A 10,107-nucleotide genomic window follows, 5' to 3' on the forward strand; every position below is an offset into this window, starting at 1 on the left:
TTTTTATACGCCCCCGCCCCCTGGGTGGGGCCCCCCGGGGGGGCGGCGCCCGGGGGGGCGGGGGGGGGGGGGGGGCCCGGGGCGCGGGCCACCGCGGCGGGGCGGGGCGCCCCGGGGGGGGGGGCCGCCCGCCACGTCCGGACGCGGGGCTGTTCAGTGCTGGTGGTCGGCGGCCGGCTCCTGGGTCGCGGTGGTCGCGGTGGTCGCCGTGGGGGCGGGCGCCGCGCTGCCGTCGGCCGTCACGGTGAAGGCGGCGGTGCGGACGGTGCCCTGGTGCCGGAAGTCGAGGAAGAGCCGGTAGCTGCCGCCGCTCGGGGCGGTGGTGGTGAAGCCGATGCCGGGGCCCGGGGTGGTGGTGTCCGGGTGGACGTGGAGGTAGGCGAGGTCGCCGGCGCGCAGGGCGACCAGGTGGCCGTAGGCGCCGAGGTAGGGCTGGAGGTCGGTGACCGGGGCGCCGTCCTTGCTGACGTCCAGGGTGAGGTGGCTGCTGCGGCCGGGGGTGAGGTCGCCGCCGAGGGTGACGGTGTAGCCGTCGACGGTGGCGGTCCGGCCGGTGTCGGGCAGCGGGGCGGGGCGCAGGTCGCCGGCGGCGTGGAGGTCGGCGCCGAGGGTGAGGCCCTCGCTCGCTCCGGCGGGGGTGAAGTCGGCGAACACCCGGTACTCGCCGGCGGCGGGGACGGCGGTGGGGGCGCTCCAGGTGCCGTCGGCGGCGAGGACGGGGTGCAGGTGCTGGAAGGTGGAGAGGTCGCGCGGGGCGACGATCAGGTGGAGTTCCTTCTCGTGCTGCTGCTGGTAGGCGGTGACGGGCTTGCCGTCCGTGCCGAGGATGCGGAAGCGCAGGTCGGTGGGGGAGCCGGCGGTGACGAAGGGCTGGTCGAGGCTGAGGGTGTAGCCGCGTTCGGAGACCTGGAGGCCGCCGGGGAGGCGGTCGGCGGCCGCCTCGCCCGCTGGGCCGGGTTCGGTGTGGGCGGCGTGTGCGGCGTGTGCGGCGGCGGGCCCGGGCTTGCCGGTGCCGGTGCCGGTGGCGTGGCCGACGCCGAGGGCGAGGCCGAAGGCGGCGGCGAGGCCGGTGGTGAAGGCGGTGATGCGCAGGGCGGTGTTCACGGCGGGGTTCTCCTCGGTCGGGGTGAAGGGGAAGGAGTGCCCTGAGTGAATACCCCATGGGGGTATCAGGTCAAGCCGAATCCGCTTCGAAAAAATACCCATGGGGGGTATGGCCCAGGGCTTGCCCTACCTACCCCCCAGGGGTATAAATGAACCCGGCGCCGCCCGATACCCCTCCAGGGTATGAGGGCCCGGCCGGACGGACCAGGCGGAACAACTGTCACGAGGAGCAACGATGACCACGCAGGCACCCGCCTCCACGGAGGTGGAACTCTCGATCGGCGGAATGACGTGCGCCTCGTGCGCCGCCCGGATCGAGAAGAAGCTCAACCGGATGGACGGCGTCGCGGCCAGCGTCAACTACGCCACCGAGAAGGCGAAGGTCACCTTCGAGGGCGAGGTCGAGGTGGCCGACCTGATCGCCACCGTCGAGGCCACCGGCTACACCGCCGCACTGCCCAGCCCCCCGGCCGCCGCCGGCGGCGAGGGCGCCGAGCCGGGCGAGCCCGCCGACGGACTGGCGCCGCTGCGCCAGCGGTTGTTCACCGCCGTCGCCCTGGCCGTCCCGGTGATCGCGATGGCGATGGTGCCGGCCCTGCAGTTCGACAACTGGCAGTGGCTCTCGCTCACCCTCACCGCCCCGGTCGTCACCTACGCCGCCTGGCCGTTCCACCGCGCGGCCTGGACCAACGCCCGGCACGGCGCCGCGACCATGGACACCCTCGTCTCGCTCGGTACCGGCGCCGCGTTCCTGTGGTCGCTGTGGGCGCTGTTCCTCGGCGACGCGGGGATGCCGGGCATGCGGCACGGCTTCGAGTTCACCATCGCCCGCAGCGACGGCGCCTCGAACATCTACCTGGAGGCGGCGGCCGGCGTCACCGCCTTCATCCTGGCCGGTCGCTACTTCGAGGCCCGCTCCAAGCGCACCGCCGGTGCCGCTCTCAAGGCGCTGCTGGAACTGGGCGCCAAGGACGTGACGGTGCTGCGCGGCGGCGCCGAGGTGCGGATCCCGATCGCCGAACTCGCCGTCGGGGACCGCTTCGTGGTGCGGCCCGGCGAGAAGATCGCGACCGACGGCACCGTGGTCGAGGGCGCCTCCGCGGTGGACGCCTCGATGCTGACCGGCGAGTCCGTCCCGGTCGAGGTCGGGGTCGGGGACGCCGTCACCGGTGCGACCGTCAACGCGGGCGGCCGGCTGGTGGTCGAGGCCACCAGGGTCGGCGCCGACACCCAGCTCGCCCGGATGGCCAAGCTGGTCGAGGAGGCCCAGAACGGCAAGGCCGCCGCCCAGCGCCTCGCCGACCGGATCTCCGCGGTCTTCGTGCCGATCGTGATCACCCTGGCGGTGGCCACCCTCGGCTACTGGCTGGGCACCGGCGAGGGCTGGACCGCCGCCTTCACCGCAGCCGTCGCCGTGCTGATCATCGCCTGCCCGTGCGCCCTCGGCCTGGCCACCCCGACCGCCCTGCTGGTCGGCACCGGCCGCGGCGCCCAGCTCGGCATACTCATCAAGGGCCCGGAGGTCCTGGAGTCCACCCGCAAGGTCGACACCATCGTCCTGGACAAGACCGGCACCGTCACCACCGGCCAGATGACCCTGCTCGCCGTGCACACCGCCGAGGGCGTCACCGAGGCCGAGGTGCTGCGCCTGGCCGGCGCCCTGGAGCACGCCTCCGAGCACCCGATCGCCCGGGCCGTCGCCACCGCCGCCGCCAGGGCCGGTGAACTGCCCGCCGTCGAGGGCTTCGAGAACGTGCCCGGCCTGGGCGTCCAGGGTGTGGTGGACGGCCGTGCGGTGCTGGCCGGCCGGGAGGCGCTGCTCAACGAGTGGTCGCAGTACCTGCCGGAGAGCCTCGCCGAGGCCAAGCGCGCGGCCGAGTCGGCCGGTCGCACCGCGATCGCGGTCGGCTGGGACGGCGAGGCCCGGGCCGTCCTGGAGGTGGCGGACGCGGTCAAGCCGACCAGCGCCGAGGCCATCGCGAAGCTGCGGGCCCTGGGGCTCACCCCGGTGCTGCTGACCGGCGACAACAAGGCGGTCGCCGAGGCGGTCGCCGCCGAGGTCGGCATCGCCCCGGAGCACGTGATCGCCGAGGTCATGCCGCAGGACAAGGTCGACACCGTCAAGCGGCTGCAGGCCGAGGGCCGGGTCGTGGCGATGGTCGGGGACGGCGTCAACGACGCGGCCGCGCTCGCCCAGGCCGACCTGGGCCTGGCGATGGGCACCGGCACGGACGCCGCGATCGAGGCCGGCGACCTCACCCTGGTCCGCGGCGACCTGCTGGCCGCCGCCGACGCCATCCGGCTCAGCCGCAGGACCCTCGGCACCATCAAGAGCAACCTGTTCTGGGCCTTCGGCTACAACGTCGCCGCCCTGCCGCTGGCGGCCGCGGGCCTGCTCAACCCGATGATCGCCGGGGCGGCGATGGCCTTCTCCTCGGTCTTCGTGGTCGGCAACAGCCTTCGGCTGCGCCGCTTCCGCTGAGTCGCCGCCGCAGGGCCGAGGGCCCCGGAACCGTCGCCCGGTTCCGGGGCCCTCGGCCGTCCGGGGCGCTCCCAAGGTAGCTACTCACCGTGACGACGAGCCTCGGGCGCCAGGGGTCCGGTTCGTCCGCAGTTGCCACCTGTGACCCGTGCTTGGCGGTTGTTTTGCCCGTACTTGGGAGTCCGCTCACCGAAGTCCTACCCCGCCGCGACCGGGCCGAGATGTGACGCTCCGACACTTGTTAGGCAAGCCTTTCCTGCCTTAGGTTCTCGTGCCGTCAGGCCGCCGACCCTCGCTTTCCGAGGGCCCCGGCGGCCGTCCCTGCCCTTCCGGAGGACCCTCACCATGCCCGGTACCGTGCGGCCCCTGGCCGGCCTGTCCCTCGCCGCCGTCTGCGCCCTCGCCCTCACCGCCTGCGGCAGCTCCGGCGGGACGGGAGGCGCGGACAGCGCCACCGCCGCGGCCGGCCAGACCGTCACCGTCTACAGCGGTCAGCACGAACAGACCGTCAAGGCCCTCACCGAGGACTTCACCAAGCGCACCGGCATCAAGGTCGAACTGCGCTCCGGCGACGAGGCCGAACTCGCCAACCAGATCCTCCAGGAGGGCGACGCCTCCCCGGCCGACGTCTTCTACGCCGAGAACCCGCCCGCGCTCACCGTCCTCGACGACAAGGGCCTGCTCGCCAAGGTCGCCCCCGACACCCTCAAGTCCGTCCCGGCCGCCGACAGTTCCGGCAACGGCGACTGGGTCGGCGTCTCCGCCCGCAGCTCGGCCTTCCTGGCCGGCACCGGCAAGGCCGCCGACACCGCGCCGCCCGCCTCCGTGCTCGACCTGGCCAAGCCCGAGTGGAAGGGCCGACTCGGCATCGCCCCCGGCGAGACCGACTTCGCCCCGGTCGTCACCCAGGTCCTCAAGGCCAAGGGCGAGGACGCGACCAAGCAGTGGCTCAAGGGCCTCAAGGACAACGCCAAGGTCTACGACAGCAACGAGACCCTCTCCGCCGCGATCAACAGCGGCGAGGTCGAGGGCGGCGTCATCGACCACTACTACTTCTACCGGATGCGCGACGAGAAGGGCGCCGCCGGGACCCACGCGACCCTGCACTACTTCCCCAAGGGCGACCCGGGCTCGCTGATCGACGTCTCCGGCGCCGGGATCCTCAAGCACGGCAAGCACCAGGCCGCCGCCCAGGCCTTCCTCGGCTACCTCGCCTCCGCGCCCGCCCAGACCGTCATCGCCGACTCCGCCAGCTACGAGTACCCGCTGGTCACCGGCGTCCAGGGCAAGCCCGAACTGCCCGCCCTGGCCGGCCTCGGCACCGTCGCCGACCCGGCCGCGCTCGGCGACGGCAAGCAGGCCCTGGCCCTGCTCCAGGATGCCGGACTGCTCCAGTGACGACCCCCCTGCTCGGGCGGCGGTGGCGGGCCGGCGGCCTGCTCGCCCCCGTCGCCGTCGCCGTCGTCGCGGTGGTCGCCTCGCCGCTCGGCTTCGTCACCGCCCAGGCCGCCCAGGCCGGTTGGCAGCAGGCCCGGCGGCTGCTCGGCCGCCCGCTGATCGCCACCCTGCTCTGGCACACCCTCGGCCTGGCCGCCGCCGTCACCCTCGCCACCGCCGTCCTCGGATTCGGCGCCGCCTACCTGGTCGAGCGCACCACCCTGCCCGGCCGCCGGGCCTGGACCGTCGCGCTCGCCCTGCCGCTCGCCGTACCGGAGTTCGTCCGCGGCTACTCCTGGGTCTCGCTGTTCCGCTCCGTCCACGGCTACTGGGGCGCCGTCCTGGTGATGACCTGCTCGCTCTACCCCCTGGTGTTCCTGCCGGTCGCGGCCGCCCTGCGGCACGGCGACGCCGCCGCCGAGGAGGTGTCCCGCTCGCTCGGCCGCGGCCGGCTCGCCACCCTGTGGCGGGTCACCCTGCCGCTCACCCGGCCCGCCCTGGCCGGCGGCGTCCTGCTGGTCTCGCTCTACCTGCTCGGCGAGTACGGCGCCTTCGCGATGCTGCGCTACACCACCTTCGCCACCGCCGTGTTCACCCAGTACAAGCTCGGCTTCGACGCGGCCTCCGCCTCCCTGCTCACCTTGGTGCTGGTCGGCCTCGCCCTGCTGCTGGTCACCCTGGAGGCCTGGGCCGGCCGCCGGGCGCGCACCACCCGGCACGGCGCCCTGGCCCGCCCCGCCGTGCCCGTACGGCTCGGCGGCTGGACCGCCCCCGCCCTCGGCGCGCTGGCCGCGCTGGTCGGCGTCTCGCTCGGGGTGCCGCTGTACGCGCTGGCGTACTGGCTGGTCAAGGGCAGCTCCACCACCCTGCCCTCCGCCTCCGTGCTCGGCGCCACCCTGGCCACCCTCGGCTACGCGCTCGGCGCGGCCGTCGTCGCCACGGCCGCCGCCCTCCCCGTCGCCCTGTACGGCTGGCGGCGCGGCACCCGGCCCGCCCGCACCGTCGAGCGGATCGCCTACCTCACCCGGGCGCTGCCCGGCATCGCGGTCGCCCTCGCGGTGGTCTTCTTCGCCGTCCGCTGGGCCCGGCCGCTCTACCAGCAGCCGCCGATGCTGGTCCTCGGGTACGTCCTGCTGTTCTTCCCGCTGGCCCTCACCGCCGTCCGCGCCGCCCTCGCGCAGGTGCCGCCCGGCGTCGAGGAGGCCGCCCGCTCGCTCGGCACCCGGCCGCTCGCCGTCCTCGGCCGGGTCACCCTGCCGCTGGTGCTGCCCGGCCTCGGCGCCGCCGTCGCCATGGTCGGCCTCACCGCCTCCACCGAACTCACCGCCACCCTGCTGCTGCGCCCCACCGGCACCCAGACCCTGGCCACCCAGTTCTGGGTCTACACCAGCGGCCTCGCCTACGGGGCGGCGGCGCCGTACGCGGCCCTGATGGTGGCGCTGTCCGTCCCCTCCGTCCTGCTGCTCACCCGCCGCCCATCCGGGAGCCCCCGATGACCGGACTCTCCGTCGTCGACCTGCACGCCGCCCACGGACGCAGCCCCGTCCTGCACGGCATCGACCTGACCGTGCCGGACGGCGCGCTCGCCTGTGTCCTCGGCCCCTCCGGCTGCGGCAAGTCCACCCTGCTGCGGGTGCTGGCCGGCTTCCACCCGGCCGCCGCCGGGCAGGTCGTGCTGCACGGCCGCGTCCTCGACGACGGCCGCCGCCGGCTCGCCGCCGAACAGCGGGGCGTCGGCCTCGTCCCGCAGGACGGCGCGCTCTTCCCGCACCTCAGCGTCGCTGCCAACATCGGCTTCGGGCTGCCCCGTTCGCAGCGCCGCGCCCGGGTCGCGGAACTGCTCGACCTGGTCGGCCTGTCCGGCCTGGGCGAGCGCCGCCCGCACCAGCTCTCCGGCGGCCAGCAGCAACGCGTCGCCCTGGCACGGGCGTTGGCGCCCCGCCCGCGTCTGCTGCTGCTCGACGAACCGTTCGCCGCCCTGGACGCGGCCCTGCGGGCCGACCTGCGCCGCGAAGTCGCCACCGCCCTGCGGCAGTCCGGCACCACGGCGGTGCTGGTCACCCACGACCAGGACGAGGCGCTCTCCTTCGCCGACACCGTCGCCGTCCTGCGCGACGGCCGGATCGCCCAGGCGGGCAGCCCCGAGGAGCTGTACCACCGCCCGGCCGACGCCGCCGTCGCGGGCGTCCTCGGCGAGGCGAACCTGATCCCGGCCGAGGCCAGGGGAGTCGAGGCGCTGACCGCCCTGGGCGCCCTTCCGCTGGCCGACCCCGCGGTCGACTCCGGCGGCGCGCTCGCGCTGCTCCGGCCGGGCCAACTGCGGCTCACCGCCGAGCCGGTGGCGGGCGCCGTCCCGGCGAAGGTGCTCGGCAGCGACTTCCGGGGCCACGACCACCGGGTCGAACTGCGGCCCGGTGCAGCGGGGTTGCCCGAGGTGCTGATCGTCTCCGCCGACCGTCCGTGGCCGGTGGGCGGTGAGGCCTACCTGGCCGCCGCGGGGCCGGTGCACCTGCTGCCGGGGGAGTGAGCGTCCGGACAGCGCCGGGCGGCCGGGGGAGTGAGCGTCCGGACAGCGCCGGGCGGCCGGGCCCGGCTCTCCCCCCTTGGAGGGGCGGCCCGCACCCCAGGCCGTCTCGGTGACGCGCCGCCCGAACCGGACCCTAGGGTGGGCATCATGATCTTGGTGGAGATGGAGAAGGAGCTGGCCCGGCACGACTGGCGGGCCATGCCCTGCGGCTGCGGCGGATCGGCCGAGCATCTGCCCGACCACCTGCGGCAGCTGGCCGGCGTCGGGCCGCTGGGGCGGCCGAGCTACGTCAACCTGGAGGGCCACGCCTGGGGGCCGCTGGTCCTCTGTGCCCCGGCCCCGGCCGTGACGTCCGTCGCGCTGGCCGCCCTTGAGGGCGACCTGGTGCCACAGGCCCGTGAGTGGTTCCTCGCCGTCCTGGGCTCGGTCGTGGCGGGTGAGGCCACGGACTTCGAGTCCGCCCGGCGCGGGTTGGACCTCCTGGCGATCTGCGAGGGCGTCATCGTGCGGGGCAGCCGGCCGCTCTACCGGGAGGTCATGGCGAACCGGTCGCGCTCGACGGCCTCCGTCGCCTTCGAGATCCTCGGTGCGGTGGAGCCCGACCGGGCCCGCCTGCAGGCCCTGCGCGAAGCCGCCGCCGACTGGCTGCCCGAATGCTGTCGCACCGGCCGGTGCGACGACTACCAGCCCCCTCGGCCGTGAGCTGACGCGCCATCGGTCCCTCGGCCGGCGCCGGCCACGTGTCCGGTCGGCAGCCCGGCCGCGTACCTGTGGCGCCTACGGCCCCTCGGGCAGGTCCACCGCCTGCCAGCGGTAGGCCGCGTCCTCCTGCCAGACCTGCAACTCGCCCTCCACCACGGCCGCCAGGCACAGGCGCCAGTCGTCCCCCATGGCGAGGGCGACCCGGGTGGCGGGGCGCAGGGTCGGCCGCCACCAGCGGGGGCGCCGGGAGGCCCCGCCGGGCGGCAGGCGCAGCCGGACGCCGCCCGCGCCGGCCAGGGCGACGGTGGGGCCGCCGCGGTGGCCGACCATGGCGATGCCGAGGGAGGGCTCCCCGTCGCCGATCTCGGTGGCGGTGGCGGTCGCCGAGCCGAGGGTGTGCAACTGGGCGGAGCCGTCCGTGCGCAGGGTGGCGGCCTGCGGTCCGGCGGAGGCGCGGGCCAGCGCGCCGGCGCGCAGGGTGCCGGGCGGGCCGAGCGGGACGGGTGGTGAGCCGGAGCCCGGGCGCCAGCTGAGCACGCGCTCGCGGTGCTCGACCAGGACCAGCCAGGCGCCGGGCCGTTCCTCCTCGGCGGCGAGCACCCGGTCGGCGGGGCAGCCGGGGTGCTCCTGGCCGGTGAGGGTGAGGCCGGGGGCCCAGCGGTAGGAGCGCAGGGCGCCGGCGGCGGCGGTCCACACGGTCAGCTCCCCGGCCGCGCCGACCGCCCCGGCCAGGCCGCTGACCCCGCGGGCGGCCTCCCACCAGCCGGCCGCGGTGCCGACCCACAGGGTGCCGGAGCGGTCCTCGGCGCAGACCACCAGCTCGCCCTGGCGCCCGGCCCAGCCCGCCGCCAACTCCCGTACCGCACCGGGCCCCTGGCCGGCTGGCGGCCGGTGGCCGGTGCGTCCGGGGCCGGCCAGCGCGGTGCCGTCGGCGCCGGCCGTGACCACCAGCGGCCGGCCGGCCCGGTCCGGGAGTACGGCCAGGCCCGCGGTGCGCGCCACCGGGCGGTGGGCGCGCAGCAGTTCGCGGCCGCGGGCGGCCCAGGGGCCGAGCGGGGCGGGGCGCCGGTCGGGCTCGCGGGCGAGCGGTTCGCAGGCCCAGCGGGCCAGTTCCTCGCCGTAGCCGGCGGCCAGCAGTTCGGCGCGGGCCTGTTCGGCGGCGAGCCGGTGGTCGAGCCGGCCGTGGTCGGGCAGCAGCAGGGTGCGGGCGAGGGTGCCGACCGCGAAGAGGTCCTTGGCGGTGGTGGGGAAGCCGCCGACCTGCTCGGCCTCCGGCGGTACGTGCCCGGGGGTGAACACGGCGACGGTCAGGGTGTGGTCGAGCGGGGCGAGGAAGGTCAGGTCGATCAGTTTGACCAGGCCCTGGCCGTCCACCAGCACGTTGGCGGGGGAGATGTCGCGGTGGACCCAGCGCTTGCGGTGCAGCTCGTCGACGATCCGGCACAGCCGGGCCAGCACCTCGGCCAGCGCGGCCGGACCGCCGCGCTGGGCCCGGGCCCAGGTGTGCAGCGGCACGCCGTCGACCCAGGGTGAGATCTGGTAGCCGAGCAGCCCGCCGGAGGGCGCCGCGCCGGGCCGGTGCGGGGAGGGGCCGAGCAGGAAGCTGGGCACCACCAGGTCGGTGACGCCGAGCCGGTGGGCGTTGTGCGAGACGTCGTCCCAGCGGCCGAGCCAGCGCCGCACCTCGGACGGGTCGCGCTCCAGCATGATCTTCGCGGCGACGAGTTCCTTGATCCCGTTGTGCCCGGTGCGCACCGCCCGCCACACCTCGGCCTCGCCGCCCCGGTGGTGGAACTCCAGCAGCTCGTACTGTTCGGGGTCGAACTCGGGCCCGAAGCGGAGCCCGGGCACCCAA

General features: G+C 75.8%; 7 protein-coding genes. 5 read left to right on the forward strand and 2 right to left on the reverse strand.

Annotated features, from left to right (window positions below):
• Positions 1 to 153 precede the first annotated feature (153 nt).
• The gene (locus tag ACFC1T_RS04710; protein WP_375883537.1) at positions 154 to 1,104 is read right to left on the reverse strand and encodes a hypothetical protein; all 951 of its coding nucleotides are present in this window, start codon (positions 1,102 to 1,104) and stop codon (positions 154 to 156) included.
• A gap of 235 nt (positions 1,105 to 1,339) precedes the next feature.
• Here ACFC1T_RS04710 and ACFC1T_RS04715 point away from each other — a divergent pair, with 235 nt between their 5' ends.
• The 5 genes from ACFC1T_RS04715 to ACFC1T_RS04735 all read left to right on the forward strand — a co-directional run bounded on the left by ACFC1T_RS04715 (position 1,340) and on the right by ACFC1T_RS04735 (position 8,252).
• Positions 1,340 to 3,586: a heavy metal translocating P-type ATPase gene (locus ACFC1T_RS04715; RefSeq protein ID WP_375883540.1), complete on the forward strand. Its 2,247-nt coding sequence runs from the start codon at positions 1,340 to 1,342 to the stop codon at positions 3,584 to 3,586.
• 345 nt (positions 3,587 to 3,931) lie between these two features.
• Positions 3,932 to 4,984, forward strand: coding sequence for an iron ABC transporter substrate-binding protein (locus ACFC1T_RS04720; RefSeq protein ID WP_375883543.1), 1,053 nt, complete (start codon positions 3,932 to 3,934; stop codon positions 4,982 to 4,984).
• Positions 4,981 to 6,519: an ABC transporter permease gene (locus ACFC1T_RS04725; protein ID WP_375883545.1), complete on the forward strand. Its 1,539-nt coding sequence runs from the start codon at positions 4,981 to 4,983 to the stop codon at positions 6,517 to 6,519. Before ACFC1T_RS04720 ends, ACFC1T_RS04725 begins: the two co-directional genes overlap by 4 nt.
• Complete coding sequence (locus tag ACFC1T_RS04730) at positions 6,516 to 7,550, forward strand: ABC transporter ATP-binding protein (RefSeq protein WP_375883547.1); 1,035 nt, start codon at positions 6,516 to 6,518, stop codon at positions 7,548 to 7,550. The genes ACFC1T_RS04725 and ACFC1T_RS04730 overlap by 4 nt, the downstream gene beginning before the upstream one ends.
• 147 nt (positions 7,551 to 7,697) lie before the next feature.
• Positions 7,698 to 8,252, forward strand: a complete 555-nt coding sequence (locus tag ACFC1T_RS04735) for a hypothetical protein (RefSeq protein ID WP_375883550.1) — start codon at positions 7,698 to 7,700, stop codon at positions 8,250 to 8,252.
• A 75-nt stretch (positions 8,253 to 8,327) separates the two neighbouring features.
• Here ACFC1T_RS04735 and ACFC1T_RS04740 read toward each other — a convergent pair whose 3' ends face one another.
• Entirely contained in the window at positions 8,328 to 10,103 is a 1,776-nt protein-coding gene (locus ACFC1T_RS04740; RefSeq protein WP_375883552.1) for a hypothetical protein, read from the reverse strand.
• Between the last annotated feature and the right edge of the window lie 4 nt (positions 10,104 to 10,107).

It is taken from the genome of Kitasatospora sp. NPDC056076, assembly GCF_042266305.1.
In the GTDB taxonomy this organism is placed as follows: Bacteria; Actinomycetota; Actinomycetes; order Streptomycetales; family Streptomycetaceae; genus Kitasatospora.